This is a genomic window from Pseudomonas sp. BIOMIG1BAC (assembly GCF_001705995.2).
Taxonomy (GTDB): Bacteria; Pseudomonadota; Gammaproteobacteria; order Pseudomonadales; family Pseudomonadaceae; genus Aquipseudomonas; species Aquipseudomonas sessilinigenes.
Window position 1 is genome coordinate 7,534,233 of sequence record NZ_CP049045.1, and the last position, 15,250, is coordinate 7,549,482.

Genomic DNA, 15,250 nt, shown 5'->3' on the forward strand with positions numbered 1-15,250 from the left:
CACTGAAAACGAGGAGACCCCGCCTCCGAGGGAAAGCCCTACGAGCTATCCCCGCCGCGCACAGCTTGGCGCCCCTCGATGCAGCCGGAGCCTACGGATGGGCCGCCGCTGCGAGCTGGCTTTCAGCCTCGCTCATCAGCACTGCCGTGCTGCATTCGAGCGCGCCGGCGATCTTGAAGATGATCGCCAGCGTGGGCATGTGCTCGCCGCGCTCGACCTTGCCCATGTGCGAGCGCTCGACGCCAGCCAGGTGCGCCAGCGATTCCTGCGCAATGCCGCGCTCCGTCCGCAACGCGCGCACCGCCGCGCCGAAGGCTTGCGCCAACTCGGCATCGTAGGTGGTGGCGCCGGCCGGTCGGCCGCGCTGAATGGGTCGCTTCTGCATAGACAGAAGCGTCAAGTCGCAGCACAATTAAAACCACGTTATCTTTAACTCTTTCAGTGAAACCTCACTGTTTTGCGTTTTTACGGGAATCCGCATTTGTGCCTCTGCGGATTTCCACAAAGGCGCATAGCCACGGAATCACAATCGTGCTTTTTCCCAAATCCGCCGATGCGGCTTTGCGTTTTCACGCTTGGGCGGATTTGTGAATTGGGAATAGATCGCCATGAACTCACTCATCACCGAGGACGAGCGCCAACGCCTGCTGACCCACGGCCAGGCACGTGCTGACGGTCAGGCCGGCGACCCGCTGCCCGTGGTGCGCCTGTTCACACCGGACGCACACCTCACCTGGCTGCTCGCTTCGCTCGACCCGGCCGACGGCGATACGGCCTACGGCCTGATCGACCTGGGCCTGGGGATGCCTGAGCTGGGCACCGTGAAGCTGTCCGATCTGGCATCCATCGTCGGGCCGCGCAAGCAGCCTGTGATGCGGGATCGGTATTTCCAGGCGGCGCGGCCCCTGTCGGAATATGTCCGGCTGGCCCAGGAGAACGGCGGCATTGTCGATTAAGCCAATCGCGTTCCGGCGCAGCCGGACGTATTGAGACTATTTCCGTCGGAATTCGGATTTGTCCGGTCTCAATTCGCACTCTTGCACCAAAACAGGGCCTTTGAGACGGAAACGGCCACGATCTTTGGCGCGAGTTACGGCACCTTGATTTGTGCCGCGTGACTTTTTTGGACTGCGCGGCCGTCGTATTCGGACGCATTGCGCAATACCCCGGAGCCAATCGGTCTTGACACTTGATGTACAGCTTAAACAGGTTCGGATGATGTTTTGATGTGGATGCGGTGGCTCCGTTCTTGAACGCCCGTGACGACGTTCCTGCTGTTCGACGGGAGCTTGAGTCATGGTCAATCCTCACCATATCGCGCATTGGTATCCGACCGCCGCGTACCTCTACATCTTGTGCCTGGACACGCTCGCACTGGCCTGGGAGTACCTGCGCCGCCACCCCGATTACCGGCTCGACTGGCAGCGCCACCAGCGCCGACCGCAAGCGGCGCAACAGGCGGCGCTTCGCTGGGGCTTGCGTCTGCTGGAAGACCCGGCCCTGGATGCGCGCGACGCGCATCCGGCCTGGCTGCCCGGCCACGATGCCGTGGTGCAACTCCATCCCGATGCCGATCCGCCGCCCGATGCGGCGGCCTTCGCGTTCTGGCACATCCCCGGTCACAAGCAACTGCTGCACGACGGTAAAGGGCTGGCGCTGATCGCGCACAACCCCGGCCATTGCGCGCGCTTCGCGCTGGCGCCCGGCCTGGAAGATGGCATGGCGGTCGCCTATGCCAATCGCGGAGGTGGCGGCGGCGCTGCCGCACCTGCGCCTACGCGCAGCGCGACGCTGGCCGCGGCCAGGCCCCGGCCTACACCGGCCGCGATGCTGGAGTTGCACACCCTGCAGGCGCTCGACGCGACCCTGGCGGGTGCGTCCTTGCGCGACGTGGCCGAAGGGCTGTTCGGTGCCGATGCCGTGGCGGCGGACTGGCACGCCGACGGCGACCTGCGCGCCCGCGTGCGCCGCCTGGTGCGGCGCGGCGATGCACTGATGCGCGGCGGTTATCGCCGGCTAGCACAACTGCCGCCGCTTGAGAAGGGACGTTTTGATGGGGACGCAAAACGTCCCTGAGCAGCGGAGCTTCGTTTTCTGAGACTGCCTCCATCCGGTTGCGCTGTGTGGCCGGAGCTTTGAAAGCTATGGAGGTTCACACCATGCGTCCCGCTCCCTTGCGGCCTGCCGCCACTGTCCCGACCGCTGCCGCACAACCGCAGCGTTACCTCACCAACGACGAAGCCGCCGAGTACCTGCGCCTGTCGCCGCGCACGCTGGAGAAGCAGCGCGTGATCGGCGGTGGCCCGCGCTTTCGCAAGTTCGGCCGGCGCGTCATGTACGCCGTGGCCGACCTCGACGCCTGGGCCGCCGACCGCAGCTTCGAGACGACTTCCGATCCTGAGTACGCCGAACAGCACTCGGCGGACAGCCGTGCGCGCTGATCGCTGGCACGCGCCAGGCCACCGCCATGCCCAGCCCCGCGCTGCCGTCCCGGCAGCGGCCCTCGCAAGAACGCGAACAGCTCGACCTGTTCCGTGCCTTGCCGGGCGACATGGCGCCGCGCGACAGCCAGGACTTGATGGCCTTTCCGTTCTTCTCGCTGGCGAAGTCGCGGCGCACGGCGCCCATCGACTTCCGGGCGGGCAACGTCACGATCCGCGTGGAAGGCACACAGGAGCACGGCATCGCCACGATCTGGGACGCGGACGTGCTGATCTGGGCTGCTTCGCAGATCGTGGAGGCGCGCGACGCAGGCTTACGCCCGTCGCGGCTGATGCAGGCCACGCCCTACGAGATCCTGCGCTTCATCGGGCGCGGTACGTCGCTGCGCGACTACCAGCGCCTCAAAGCCGCGTTGGATCGGCTGCAATCCACGACCGTGGCCACGTCGATCCGCGAGACAACCGGGCGACGCCTGCATCGGTTTTCGTGGATCAACGAGTGGAAGGAACTGGCCGATGCCAAGGGCACGCCCTTGGGGCTGGAGCTGATCCTGCCGGATTGGTTCTTTGGTGGGGTGATGGATGCCGCTCTGGTGCTGACCATCGACCCGGCGTATTTCCGGCTGACGGGCGGCATCGAACGGTGGCTGTACCGCCTGGTGCGCAAGCACGGCGGGCGGCAGGAAGGCGGCTGGCAATTCGATTTCCGGCACCTGTACCGGAAATCGGGCAGCGTCACGCGCTTCTCGGACTTTGCCTACGACCTGCGCGCGCTCGTCGCGCGGCAGTCGCTGCCCGGCTATGTCCTGAGCATCGAGCGGATGCCGGGCGATGGAGTCGAGTTGCTGATGTTTCGGCCCGTGCCGTTCACGGCACGGGGATAACTTCGGGAAAAGCGGTGGACGGGCTCGTGCTATCAGGAGTACGGGGTATCGTGCTATCGGGAGTACGACTATCGTGCTATCAGGAGTACGGATCGTCCGCAAAGCCAATAACGGCGCGGGTTTCGACCTCCCTTAACTTACCTAACTTAAATTCTCTAACTTGTAGTAGGGAAACGCCGTCGCGGTGGACAACCGCTGCGCGGCCACAAACGCAGCAGACAAAGCCTGCTCTTCCAGCATGGAGGGCCAGGCCATGATCGTCGCGCTGCTCAACCAGAAAGGCGGCGTGGGCAAGACCACGCTCGCCACCCATATCGCCGGCGAGCTGGCGATGCGCGGCCAGCATGTCGTGCTGCTGGACGCCGACCCGCAGGGTTCTTCACTGGACTGGACGCAACGACGCAGCCAGCAAGGCTTGCCTCGGCTGTTCAGCGCCGTGGGCCTCGCACGCGAAACGCTGCATCAGGAAGCGCCAGAACTCGCCAGGCGGGCCGATCACGTCGTCATCGACGGCCCGCCGCGCATCGCCGCCCTCGCGCGCTCCGCGCTACTCGCGGCCGAGCGCGTGCTGATCCCGGTGCAGCCCAGCCCCTACGACCTGTGGGCCAGTGCCGAGATGGTCGCACTGATCCGTGAGGCCCAAGTGTTCCGGCCTGCGCTGCGCGCGGCCTTCGTCATCAACCGGCGCGTCAGCACCACCGTGATCGGGCGCGAAGCGCGCCAGGCGCTCGCCGACCAGCCGCTTCCTGCGCTGCGCGCGGAAGTGCATCAGCGCATCGTGTTCGCCGACAGCGTGGCCGCTGGCCGCCTTTCACGCGAGACGGCGCCGGGCAGCGCCGCCGCCCGCGAAATCACCGCCCTAGTGGACGAATTGCTGCGGTGGACGACATGACAGCGAAGCCGCCACCCAACAGCAAACGCACGGCAAAGCGCGTCGGCATCGGCGCGCGTCCGCCTGCGAATCCGCACGCTGAAGCGTGGATTCGCCAGGGCGACGCCGATGCGTTGGGCAAGGGCGACCTCTACACGGCTCGCCTCACTCTCGACATCACGCCCGCCATGCGGGCGCGCATCAAGGTATCGGCCTTCACGCAAGGCGTGACCGTGGCCGACCTGCTGCGCGGCCTGCTAGAGCGAGAGTTTCCCGAGAACCGCAGGGAGAACACACCATGACCGCATCCGTTTCGCCTGCCGCTGTCGCGGCCACGGCTGCACTGGCTGCGCCTATCGGCCAGCCTGCCAGTGCGCCGATGACGCGCGTGGCGCTCGCCTACATCGACCAGCGTTTCGACCTCTATCTGCGCTTCGGCGAGCCGTCGCGCATCCTTCGCCTCGACCACTGGCGGCGATGCGCGTTGTTCCTGCCCGGCGCGATGCTTTGCCGCATCCGCTGGCAGGCCAACGCCTACGGCACGATCCGCTGGCAACTCATGGTGATGCAGACTTGCACGCCGCTGGCCGGCGCGCAGCGCATCCCCGGCGTGCAGCCGGGCGCGCGCCTGCTGCTACACGCCGAAGGCGACGCCAACGTGCGCGCCGTGCTGGAACGCATCGACGGCGTCGAGGCGCTGGGCATCGCGCCCGCAGACGCCTCCCCCGCGTACTGGCGCACGCTGGGCAATCGGCTCGCTGCGCGCTTGCCGCTGCCGGACTACAGCGCCGAGCGGCACGCCGCCTGGCTAGCCGGGAGGGCGCTGCCATGACCGCCGCTTCCACCATCGGCACTGCGCCGCGTTCTCGCGCGCGCCTCGTCCTGGCGGGCTTGTCCGCCTGCGGCCTCGCTGCGCTGGCCTGGGCGTCCTTCGTGCATCCGCTGCCGCGCCTGATCTACAACCCGTCCGACAGCGTTCCCATGGGTTGGTATCGCGTCGATCCGCTGAACCATCGGCCCGGCTCGCTGCCACGTCCCTTGTCCGTGGGCAGCATCGTCTTGGCCTCGCTGCCGCCAGATGCCGCAGCGCTGGCCGCGCAACGCCGCTACCTGCCGGCGGGCGTGCCGCTGCTCAAGCGCGTGGGCGCGATCGCGCCGCAGGAGGTGTGCATCGCTGGCGGCATCGTCCGCATCGACGGCGTGCCTTCGGCCGCCGTGCTGCGCGCCGACCGCTGGGGCCGGCCGCTGCCATCCTGGCAGCAGTGCCGCCGCCTCGAACCGGGCGAGTTGCTCCTGTTGAGCGTGACCAATCCGGCATCGTTCGATGGCCGGTATTTCGGGCCGGTGCGCACGTCCGCCGTGATCGGCATCGCGCACCCGGTCTGGCTGGAGAAGCGTCCATGATGGCTGCCGATGAGATGCACGTCGCCGTGCATCTCATCGTGCCATCGGGCATGTCGATCCGGTGGCTTTCTTCGTGCCGTCGCGCATGTCGTGCGAGCGCCGATCCTGCGTATCGGGCGCCGCACTTCGCGCTGCCTTCCCGTGTGCAGGCGTCTTGCCTCGAACGCGCCCGGCCTGTGGCCGTCGCCGCGTTCGCCGGCGTGCTGGCTGCTCGCGCAGCAGCGCCGCCGGGCCGCCGCTGCCCGGAGCGCCAGCGAGGGGCAAAGGCGGAAGGCAAGACAAAAGGACGCGGCACCGGGCCGCGTCGAAAGCCAGTCTGCACGTGGGGTTGGCGCAGCACGGCGCGGCTTTGCCGCCGTGCCGCTTGTGGCGCGAGGCCCGCGCCAATACGGGCATGTCCGCGTGCTTCGCACGATCAGACACGCCAGAGCTTGCAGGGAGAACGACCATGACTGACCGCCGCGATGACGATTTCCGCGTGCGCCCCAGCGCCCCGAAGAACCGGGGCAAGGGCCAAGGCCAGAGCTTCGTTTCCAAGGTGCTCAAGCAGGCAGGCAAGGCCAGCAGCGGCAAGTCCACGATGCGCCGTCCTGGCGCGACGGGTGGCACGGGCCAGCGGCCCGGCTCGCGACTGGGGCGCGGCTACACAGCGGCGCGCTTCGCCGGGGCGAAGCTGACGCCCATGTCTCGGCGCGTGACCATCAAGACGCTGTTGGTGAATCACCAGCGGGCCAGCCCGCAGTCGCTCGCCAAGCACCTGCACTACATCGAGCGCGACGGCGTGGGCCGCGACGGCGAGCCGGGCCAAGCCTACGGGCCGCAGACCGACGTGGCCGACCTCGACGCCTTCAAGGAACGCTGCGCCGACGACCGGCACCATTTCCGCTTCATCCTCTCGCCCGAGGATGGCGCGGAGCTGGAAGACCTGCGTACCTACACGCGACATCTCATGGGCCGCATGGAGGCCGACCTGGGCACGGACCTCGATTGGGTGGCGGTCAACCACTGGAACACCGACAACCCGCACACGCACATCGTCGTGCGCGGGCGCGACGACACGGGCAAAGACCTCATCATCGCGGGCGACTACATTGCCGATGGCTTCCGCCATCGCGCCGCCGAACTGGCGACCGAATGGCTGGGGCCGCGCACCGAGCTGGAGATCCAGCAGACCTTGCAGCACGAGGTAGAGCAAGAGCGGTGGACGAGCCTGGATCGCACCTTGAAGCGCGAGGCCGGCGACGATGGCCTGGTGCATGTCGAACGGCTCAACGAACCCCGCCTGCAACGCCAGCGCCTGCTGCTGATCGGCCGCCTGCAACGCTTGCAGCGCCTGGGCCTGGCCGACGAGACGCAGCCCGGCACCTGGGCCGTGCATGCCGATGCGGAAAAGACCCTGCGCGCCCTGGGCGAGCGCGGCGACATCATCCGCACCATGCAGCGGGCCATGCGCGGCGAGCCGCGCGAGCTGGCGGTGTTCGAGCCAGGGCAGGACGCGGATGGAAGTGGCCGCAGCATCCTCGGGCGCGTGGCCGCGAAAGGACTGGCCGACGAACTGCGTGATCGGGGCTATCTGGTCATCGACGGCGTGGACGGCAAGGCGCACTACGTCGCGCTCAACGCCCACGACGAGCTGGCGAATTACCCGACCGGCGCCGTGGTGGAGGTCAAGGGATCGGCCGACGTGCGCGCGGCCGACAAGAACATCGCCGCGCTGGCGAGCGATGGCCTGTACCGCACCGACCATCACCTCGCCATCGCGCAGGGCCAGGCCGTGCCCGGCCGCGACCCGCAGGAGGTCGTGGCGGCCCACGTCCGCAGGCTGGAAGCCCTGCGCCGGGCGGGCATCGTGGAGCGGGTGGCCGAGGGGCTATGGAAGGTGCCGGGCGACCTGCCCGAGCAGGGCCGCCGCTACGACGCGCAACGCCTGGGCGGCGTAGCCGTGGAGCTGAAATCGCACCTGCCCATCGAGCGGCAGGCCCGCGTGATCGGGGCCACCTGGCTCGACCAGCAGTTGATCGGCGGCGGCTCCGGCCTGGGCGACCTGGGCTTTGGCGGTGAGGCCAAGCAGGCGATGCAGCAGCGCGCCGACTTCCTGGCCGAACAGGGGCTGGCCGAGCGGCGCGGGCAGCGCGTGATCCTGGCGCGCAACCTGCTGGGCACGCTGCGCAACCGGGAACTGGCGCAGTCCGCCAAGGACATTGCCGCCGACACCGGCCTGGAGCATCGACCCGTGGCCGACGGGCAGCGCGTGGCCGGCATCTACCGGCGCAGCGTCATGCTTGCCAGCGGGCGCTACGCGATGCTGGATGACGGCATGGGATTTAGCCTCGTGCCGTGGCGGCCGGTGATCGAGCAGCGCTTGGGGCAGCAAATCGCCGCAACGGTGCGCGGCGGGCAGGTGTCCTGGAGGTGGGGACGGCAACTCGGCCCAACAATTTAGCGGATCAACCGAATCGTTTTTCCAGTTCGGCGCCTCTTATAGGAAAAATGGGAGCAGTCGGTGCCTCCATCCAATCCGGGATCAACGATCCCCAACCTTGAGGAGCTTGTAACCATGTCTTGTTACGTTCGTTCGATGGTGGCTGGATTTGTCGCCACTGTAGCGCTGTCGCTGCTGATGCTGATGAAGGGCGCCATGGGCTTGATGCCCGAATTGAATCCAATCGCCATGCTCACGGAGATGGCGCACGCAAAAATGGGTATGCCGGCTTCGCCCATGGTCGGATGGGTGGCGCACTTCATGATTGGCACCGTCGTGTGGGGCATCCTGTTCCAACTGCTGTATGGCAGGCTGCCAGGGCGCAGTGCGCTGCTCAAGGGAATGTCGTTTTCCTTGCTAGCTTGGCTCATGATGATGATCGGTCCGATGCCAATGGCCGACGCAGGCCTGTTCGGGATGAACCTGGGGATGATGGCGCCGATGATGACCCTGATGATGCACCTCATTTGGGGCGCAGTGCTGGGCTACACCTATGGTCGGCTCAATGCCAATTCGTGCGCTGTTCGGACTGCAACTTCTTAAGGAACATCTGCATAAATCGTGCCCCGATGTGCTAATCCGAAGCTGATGGTCTGAGAAAATTCCAGTCATGAAACAAGCCGATCTGGGTCTGAACCTGACGATGAAGCGCACGCGCAAGCGGGAGTTTCTTGGCGAGATGGAGCGCGTGGTGCCGTGGGCGGCGTTGGTCGCGCTGATCACGCCCTACGCGCCCGAGGGCAAACGCGGACGCCCGCCATTTGCCGTGGAGACCATGCTGCGCGTGCACTTCATGCAGCAATGGTTCACGCTGAGCGACCCGGCGATGGAAGAGGCGCTGCACGACATGCCGTTGTTCCGGGAGTTTGCAGGGCTGAACTGGGACACAGCAGTGCCCGACGAGACGACGATTCTGCGGTTTCGCCGACTGCTGGAGGACCACAAGCTGGCCCCGCAGATTCTGGCGCTGGTCAATGAACTGCTGGGCGCCAAGGGTCTGCTGCTGCGCGCTGGCACCGTGGTGGACGCCACGCTGATTGCGGCCCCCAGCTCGACCAAGAATGCGTCGGGCGAACGCGACCCTGAGATGAAGCAGAGCAAAAAAGGGAACCAATGGTATTTCGGCATGAAGGCCCACATTGGGGTGGATGCCGACTCGGGCCTGGTGCACACGGTGCGCGGCACTACAGGCAGCGTCAACGACGTGATCGAAGCCAACAGCCTGCTGCACGGTGAAGAAACCGAAGCCTGGGGCGACGCCGGCTACCAGGGGGCTGCCAAGCGGCCCGATGCGCAAGACGGCGTGCGCTGGAACATCGCCATGCGCCCGGGCAAACGCCGGGCGCTGGACAAGGACAACGTGATCGATGCCTTGATCAACAAGATCGAGAAGCTCAAGGCCGGCATCCGGGCCAAGGTTGAGCATCCGTTCCGGGTGATCAAGCGCCAGTTCGGGCACGTCAAGGTGCGCTACCGCGGGTTGAAGAAGAACACTGCGCAGTTGCACACGCTGTTTGCACTGTCCAATCTGTGGATGGTGCGGCACAAATTGATGGCGGTGCAGGCATGAGTGCGCCTGCAATTCGCCAAAAGGCCTGCGGGCCGGCCGAAAGTGACGGAAAACCGGCCGCCGAGCTGACTGAACCGGAAAAATGACTCGCATGGTCGGCATTAGCACATCGCAAAGTGCTTAAAGCAGACCTTCCTTAATGAGCAGAAATTGCCATATTGAGGATACGAAAATGATGAAGGACACAGAGGCTACGGCGGAACGCGAGATTCCGCCGGATAACAGTACGCTCTACGTCGGGTTGGGCCTTGGACTGGGTAGCTATGTGACAGCCACCAGCGTTTTAGCAGGCTTTGTCTGCCCGGTTTGCGTTGTAGCAGCTCCCGCTTTGCTTGCGACAGGTGTTTATCAGAAAATTAGGAATCGTAGCCGAAGACCCGAGAATCGGAGCGAAATACAAATAAAGGCTCGCTGAATTAACCAATCATCGAGTCAGCACAGGAGATCAGCATGGGCACCCCTGTTGGCGACCGCAACAATTTAATCATGGCGGCACAGACTGGAGACGCGGCCGCCCTTTCCCGTCTGCTGGCAGTGTGCCAAGCCGATGCACGCCGCTATGCGTACAAGCACTGCCATGCGAGCGACGTTGATGATGCGGTTCAAGAATCACTACTCATCATTTCTCGCAAGGTCAGCGGGCTAAAAGCGGCTGCGGCCTTTTCATCGTGGCTGTTCACGGTCATCAAGCACGAATGCCGCAAGCTCGCGCGGATGATGTTCAAGCACGAGCCACTGCCTGATGAAGTAGCCGAGGAGCTGCTGCTTCATCGTCCCGACGATGAATTGAGAATCGATCTTGCCAATGCCCTGGAGTCGTTGCCTGCCCATTACCTCGAAGTGGTACTTCTGCGCGACTTCGAGGAATTGACCATTGCCGAGATCGCTGCTCAGTTGGGTGAGCAGCCCGGCGCGATCAAGAGTCGGCTCCATCGTGCCCGCGAGCTAGTGCGCGAATACATGCTCAGTTCAGAACCATCCTCGGGGCACGGACACCGCACACCGACGAAATAGCCAAGCTGAGTCCTCGTCCGGGCCGCCTCGCCAAGCGAGGCGGCAATTTCTTGCGCATTGTCATGGATAACCCTCAATTGCTAGGCCCAGGCCAGTGATTGAGGTTTTTTTGCTTTCTACCGAACCGTTTTGCACGGCGGTCGCCTCTTAGGAAATGAGGCTGGCGATTGCTGGCCGATTACCCGCAGCTCACTCGGCTGCTTCTTTCCTATCAGGAGATCACAATGTCAAACCGTATGTTGTCCGCCGCCGTCGCCACGGCGTTTGTCGCAGCCTTCGCCGCCCCCGCCTTTTCGCAGGGCATGAGCCAGGCCGACATGCAGAAGAAGATGCAGGAGAACCAAGCCAAGAGCATGGAGATGATGAAGACCGGCAAGTTCGACAAGTGCTATGGCGTTGCCCTGAAGGGGCAGAACGACTGCTTCGCCGGCGCCGGCACAAGTTGCGCGGGTACCAGCACCGCCGACTACCAGGGGAACGCCTGGAAGCTGGTCGCCAAGGGCACCTGCACCACGATCTCGACGCCCAACGGGCACGGCAGTCTCAGCGCCAAGTCCTGACGCGAGCATTCACCTTGGTGGGCGGTGGCCTGTCGCCCCGCCCGCCAGCTTGTGACAACGAGGATCAACATGGGCATTCACCAAACTGCGCACGCCGCCGGGCGGGGAATCCCTGCGCGAGCCGGCGTAGGCCTTAAGGCCGACCACTACCGAACCATCATCGAAACGCGGCCGGATATGGGCTTCTTTGAAGTTCATGCGGAAAACTACATGGGCGCTGGCGGCCCGCCCCATCGCTACCTGACGGCCATCCGAGAACACTATCCCCTGTCGTTGCACGGCGTGGGCCTGTCCATCGGTGCCGACAGGCCACTCGACCAAGCGCATTTGCTGCGTCTCAAGGCGCTGAACGAGCGGTACGAACCCGGCCTGCTTTCCGAACACCTGGCATGGTCTTCACATGGCACCAGCTACCTCGATGATCTGTTGCCGGTGCCGTACACCGACGACACGCTGAACCGCATCTGCGAGCACATCGACCAGGTGCAAACAGCTATGGCCCGGCAAATGCTGCTGGAGAACCCCGCGACCTACATCTGGTTCAAGGAGAGCACATGGCGCGAGACGGATTTCATCAGGGAGATCACCCGGAGAACCGGGTGCGGTCTGCTGCTGGACGTGAACAACGTCCACGTGGCGAGCACGAATCAGCAATGGGACGCGCGCGCCTACATCAACGATTTCCCCCTCGACCATGTGCAGCAAATCCACTTGGCCGGCCACTCCCTTCAGACGGACGAGAAGGGACGCCCTTTGCTGATCGACTCACACGACCAAAGAGTGGATGAGCGGGTGTGGAACCTCTTTAGGCAGGTCATCCAATGCATCGGGCCAGTCCCTACGCTGATCGAGTGGGATTCCAACATTCCCGCATGGCCCGAGCTGCAAACAGAGGCCGTGATGGCCGATGTGCTGATGGGCATGTCCAACGTACAGGAGCGACGCCATGGCACGCTTGGCTGAACGCCTGGAGGAATTCGCCTCGGCGCTGCTCGACCCGGAACGCGCGGTGCCCGAGGGGCTGGTCGGCCCCGACGGCGAGCCGAGCGCACGGCGCTTTGCCGTCTATCGGAACAATGTGTTCGTTGGCCTGACGGACGCGCTGCGCGCGGGCTTTCCCTGCGTCGTCAAGCTGGTGGGCGACGAATTCTTCGCGGCGATGGCCCGCGTCTTCGCGGCCGCCACGCCGCCCAGCTCGCCGGTGCTGCTGCACTACGGCGCCGAGTTCCCGGACTTCATCGCGTCCTTTCCACCCGCGGAACCCTTACCCTATCTCGCCGACGTGGCCCGCATCGAGCGCGCCGCGACCGAGGCGTACCACGCGCACGAGGCAGAACCCTTGGCGCCCAGCGTGCTTGCAGGAGTACCGCCTGACCAAGCTTCCATGCTGCGGTTTCGGCTCCACCCTTCCGTGCGCCTGGTGCGTTCGCCATTCCCAGCCTTCACCATCTGGAGGATGAACACCTCGGATGGCACGCCAGCACCCGTTGACCTCTCCGAAGCGCAGGACACGATGGTGCTACGCCCCGACGCCGAGGTGGACGTGCGCAAGATACTTCCCGCGAGCCATGACTTCGTAGCCGCGCTCGGCCAGGGCCTGACGCTATCGCAGGCCATGGAAACGGCCCTCGCCACCGACGGCGATTTTGACCTGTCGGAGAACTTGCGGGAATTGATCCAGATGGGCGCCTTTGTCGGCTTCGCGTTGGAAGCCGGGGAGAACGATCATGAGTAACTTCCAAGTGCCGAAAGGTTGGCCCGGAATACTTGGCGCGGCGAACTGTGCATTGCACTGGCTGGCAAAGATCGCCGGCATGGCCGCGCCGCTGTTCCTTCGGGTGGCGCTGGCCTTGCCCTTCTTCAAGTCGGGCCTCACCAAATGGGACGGTCTCCTGTCGCTGTCGCCAGCGGCGAGTTTTCTGTTTGAAGATGAATTCAAGCTGCACATCCTGGGGAAGGTCTATGACCTGCCTGCGCCGGACGTACTCGCCTTCGCCAGTGGATCGGCCGAGATCATCTTTCCGATCCTGCTGATTCTCGGACTTGGCACGCGCATGAGTGCCCTGGGCTTGCTCGGCATGACGGCGGTGATCCAGCTCATCGTGCCGGACGGGTGGGCGAACTTTCATTTGCCCTGGGCGACGATGGCGATTGCCCTGATCGCTATCGGGCCGGGCCGGCTTTCACTCGACCATGGGATTCGCGGCTTCTTGGAGCATTGCGAGGCTTCGGCCTGACAAGGAGGTCAGCATGCTTGCATTGCGCGCCATATCCCTCGTGATGGCAGGTTTCTTTGCTTCGGGGGCCGGAGCTGCCGATGGGCTGATTGCGGTACAAAGCCCGTACAGTGTCAAGGAAACGATTGACCGTTTCGAGACGGCCGCCAAGTCTCGGGGCATCTATATCTTCCTGCGCCTCGATCACGCGCAGGGCGCGAAGAAGGTCGGCAAGGACTTGCGGTCGACCGAGCTTCTGGTGTTCGGCAATCCCCAGGGCGGCACCCCCTTGATGGAATGCGCGCAGACTGCCGGTATCGACCTTCCGCTCAAGGCCTTGGCCTGGCAGGACGCGACTGGGCAAGTGTGGCTTGGCTACAACGATCCGAAGTATCTCGCATCGCGCCATGGCGCCGACAACTGCGGCCCCGTCGTGGAAAACATCTCCAAGGCGCTGGGCGGCATGACGCAGGAGGCGATTCGGAAGTGAGCGCGCTCGTCCGTCTTGGCCTCACCGTCAGGGCAGTGAAGCGCCTGTTTTGCTCCGCCTGCGCCATACTGGGGGCAGCATGTTCAGAGACAAGGCGCCAATGTCCACAGAGCCTGCGAATCGGCAATCGAGGGCGGTACTGACGAACGCTGCGATCACGCCGTAGTGTCAGCAGCCGTCCATATGCCAGTTCAACCGCCATGCAGCGCGTCAATCAACGGGCAGGACACATGGCCCTCATGCGCACAGCATTCGTTCACCAATTTTGACAGCGCCTGTTCCATCCGCATAAGGTCGTTCAGGCGGGTGCGAACATCGGCCAGCCGCAGTGCGGCAAGGTCGGCTGCTTCACTGCAATGGGTGCCGTCCTCCAGCTTCAGCAACTCCCCGATTTCATCGAGGCTGAATCCCAGCCGCTGCGCCGCCTTCACGAACTTCACCCGCGCCACGTCGGCGCTGCAGTAGCGTCGAATGCTGCCGTAGGGCCGGTTCGGCGTCGGCAGCAGCCCTTTGTGCTGATAGAAGCGGATCGTCTCCACGTTGACCCCGGCTGCCTTGGCGAAGGCGCCGATGGTCAGGCTTTCCAAGGTGTTTTCCATTCCGCTTGACTCCGTAGTTGACTACGGAAGTAACGTTACTCCAACGAGCAAATCCTCGAAAGGAGAACCTGATGTCGGAATCGCAAGACGGGCGCGGCGCCCTCGCCGCCGGCGGGCTGGCCGCCATCCTCGCTTCGACCTGCTGCCTGGGGCCACTGGTTCTGGTCGCTCTGGGCTTCAGCGGTGCCTGGATCGGCAACTTGACCGCACTGGAACCGTATCGCCCGATCTTCATCGGCGCGGCGCTGGTGGCGTTGTTCTTCGCCTGGCGACACATCTACCGGCCGGCAACTGCCTGCAAGCCGGGCGAGGTGTGTGCGATCCCGCAGGTTCGCACCACCTACAAGCTGATTTTCTGGATCGTGGCAGCGCTCGTTCTGGTCGCGCTCGGATTTCCCTACGTGTTGCCTTTCTTCTATTGATCGGGAGTTCACCATGAAAAAACTGCTTGCCTCCCTTGCGCTCGTTGCCGTCACCGTTCCAGTGTGGGCCGCTACCCAGACCGTCACGCTGGCCGTGCCCGGCATGACCTGCGCCGCTTGCCCGATCACCGTCAAGAAGGCGCTCTCCAAGGTCGAGGGCGTCAGCCAAGTCGATGTGACCTTCGAGAAGCGCGAAGCGGTCGTCACCTTTGATGATGCCAAGGCCAGCGTCCAGAAGCTGACCAAAGCCACCGAAGACGCGGGCTATCCGTCCAGCGTCAAGCGCTAAACCGGGAG

At 64.6% G+C, this 15,250-nt stretch carries 21 protein-coding genes; 19 read left to right on the top strand and 2 right to left on the bottom strand.

What is annotated here, in order from left to right:
• Window positions 1-91: 91 nt before the first annotated feature.
• Window positions 92-385 carry a helix-turn-helix domain-containing protein gene (locus ATY02_RS35070; RefSeq protein ID WP_019726279.1) on the bottom strand — a complete coding sequence of 98 codons (294 nt, stop codon included), beginning with the start codon at window positions 383-385 and terminating at the stop codon, window positions 92-94.
• A 223-nt stretch (window positions 386-608) separates the two neighbouring features.
• Here ATY02_RS35070 and ATY02_RS35075 point away from each other — a divergent pair, with 223 nt between their 5' ends.
• The 17 genes from ATY02_RS35075 (at window position 609) to ATY02_RS35160 (ending at window position 13,932) form a co-directional block, all read left to right on the top strand.
• Window positions 609-956, top strand: a complete 348-nt coding sequence (locus ATY02_RS35075) for a DUF2958 domain-containing protein (protein WP_019726280.1) — start codon at window positions 609-611, stop codon at window positions 954-956.
• A gap of 340 nt (window positions 957-1,296) precedes the next feature.
• Window positions 1,297-2,076, top strand: coding sequence for a DUF2285 domain-containing protein (locus ATY02_RS35080; RefSeq protein ID WP_019726283.1), 780 nt, complete (start codon window positions 1,297-1,299; stop codon window positions 2,074-2,076).
• An 83-nt stretch (window positions 2,077-2,159) separates the two neighbouring features.
• Window positions 2,160-2,441: a helix-turn-helix transcriptional regulator gene (locus ATY02_RS35085; protein WP_019726284.1), complete on the top strand. Its 282-nt coding sequence runs from the start codon at window positions 2,160-2,162 to the stop codon at window positions 2,439-2,441.
• A gap of 26 nt (window positions 2,442-2,467) precedes the next feature.
• Window positions 2,468-3,325: a replication initiator protein A gene (locus ATY02_RS35090; protein ID WP_019726285.1), complete on the top strand. Its 858-nt coding sequence runs from the start codon at window positions 2,468-2,470 to the stop codon at window positions 3,323-3,325.
• 253 nt (window positions 3,326-3,578) lie between these two features.
• A complete protein-coding gene (gene parA, locus ATY02_RS35100; RefSeq protein ID WP_019726286.1) occupies window positions 3,579-4,217 on the top strand; it encodes a ParA family partition ATPase in 639 nt (212 codons plus the stop codon).
• Entirely contained in the window at window positions 4,214-4,498 is a 285-nt protein-coding gene (locus ATY02_RS35105) for a hypothetical protein (protein ID WP_025981540.1), read from the top strand. Before parA ends, ATY02_RS35105 begins: the two co-directional genes overlap by 4 nt.
• Entirely contained in the window at window positions 4,495-5,028 is a 534-nt protein-coding gene (locus ATY02_RS35110; protein ID WP_025981541.1) for a DUF2840 domain-containing protein, read from the top strand. The genes ATY02_RS35105 and ATY02_RS35110 overlap by 4 nt, the downstream gene beginning before the upstream one ends.
• Complete coding sequence (locus tag ATY02_RS35115; protein WP_019726289.1) at window positions 5,025-5,600, top strand: S26 family signal peptidase; 576 nt, start codon at window positions 5,025-5,027, stop codon at window positions 5,598-5,600. Before ATY02_RS35110 ends, ATY02_RS35115 begins: the two co-directional genes overlap by 4 nt.
• A gap of 448 nt (window positions 5,601-6,048) precedes the next feature.
• A complete protein-coding gene (locus ATY02_RS35120) occupies window positions 6,049-8,043 on the top strand; it encodes a relaxase/mobilization nuclease domain-containing protein (protein ID WP_034112315.1) in 1,995 nt (664 codons plus the stop codon).
• 114 nt (window positions 8,044-8,157) lie between these two features.
• Window positions 8,158-8,625, top strand: a complete 468-nt coding sequence (locus tag ATY02_RS35125) for a DUF6789 family protein (protein WP_034112313.1) — start codon at window positions 8,158-8,160, stop codon at window positions 8,623-8,625.
• Window positions 8,626-8,692: 67 nt separating this feature from the next.
• The gene (locus tag ATY02_RS35130; protein WP_054076179.1) at window positions 8,693-9,652 is read left to right on the top strand and encodes an IS5 family transposase; all 960 of its coding nucleotides are present in this window, start codon (window positions 8,693-8,695) and stop codon (window positions 9,650-9,652) included.
• 450 nt (window positions 9,653-10,102) lie between these two features.
• Complete coding sequence (locus tag ATY02_RS35135; protein ID WP_034112311.1) at window positions 10,103-10,666, top strand: RNA polymerase sigma factor; 564 nt, start codon at window positions 10,103-10,105, stop codon at window positions 10,664-10,666.
• A 329-nt stretch (window positions 10,667-10,995) separates the two neighbouring features.
• On the top strand, window positions 10,996-11,226 hold the full coding sequence (locus ATY02_RS35140) for a DUF2282 domain-containing protein (RefSeq protein ID WP_226097804.1): 231 nt from the start codon (window positions 10,996-10,998) through the stop codon (window positions 11,224-11,226).
• A gap of 69 nt (window positions 11,227-11,295) precedes the next feature.
• On the top strand, window positions 11,296-12,189 hold the full coding sequence (locus ATY02_RS35145) for a DUF692 domain-containing protein (RefSeq protein ID WP_052229529.1): 894 nt from the start codon (window positions 11,296-11,298) through the stop codon (window positions 12,187-12,189).
• Complete coding sequence (locus ATY02_RS35150) at window positions 12,173-12,961, top strand: DNA-binding domain-containing protein (protein ID WP_034112307.1); 789 nt, start codon at window positions 12,173-12,175, stop codon at window positions 12,959-12,961. The genes ATY02_RS35145 and ATY02_RS35150 overlap by 17 nt, the downstream gene beginning before the upstream one ends.
• A complete protein-coding gene (locus tag ATY02_RS35155; RefSeq protein WP_052229528.1) occupies window positions 12,954-13,463 on the top strand; it encodes a DoxX family protein in 510 nt (169 codons plus the stop codon). Before ATY02_RS35150 ends, ATY02_RS35155 begins: the two co-directional genes overlap by 8 nt.
• Before the next feature lie 13 nt (window positions 13,464-13,476).
• Complete coding sequence (locus tag ATY02_RS35160; protein ID WP_034112305.1) at window positions 13,477-13,932, top strand: DUF302 domain-containing protein; 456 nt, start codon at window positions 13,477-13,479, stop codon at window positions 13,930-13,932.
• A gap of 191 nt (window positions 13,933-14,123) precedes the next feature.
• Here the strand turns inward: ATY02_RS35160 and merR are convergent, their stop codons facing one another.
• Window positions 14,124-14,531, bottom strand: coding sequence for an Hg(II)-responsive transcriptional regulator (merR, locus tag ATY02_RS35165; RefSeq protein WP_034112304.1), 408 nt, complete (start codon window positions 14,529-14,531; stop codon window positions 14,124-14,126).
• Window positions 14,532-14,602: 71 nt separating this feature from the next.
• Here merR and merT point away from each other — a divergent pair, with 71 nt between their 5' ends.
• Window positions 14,603-14,953, top strand: coding sequence for a mercuric ion transporter MerT (gene merT / locus ATY02_RS35170; protein ID WP_034112303.1), 351 nt, complete (start codon window positions 14,603-14,605; stop codon window positions 14,951-14,953).
• A 13-nt stretch (window positions 14,954-14,966) separates the two neighbouring features.
• Window positions 14,967-15,242 (top strand): mercury resistance system periplasmic binding protein MerP, encoded by a 276-nt coding sequence (gene merP, locus ATY02_RS35175; protein WP_034112302.1) that lies wholly within the window; start codon window positions 14,967-14,969, stop codon window positions 15,240-15,242.
• Window positions 15,243-15,250 lie beyond the last annotated feature (8 nt).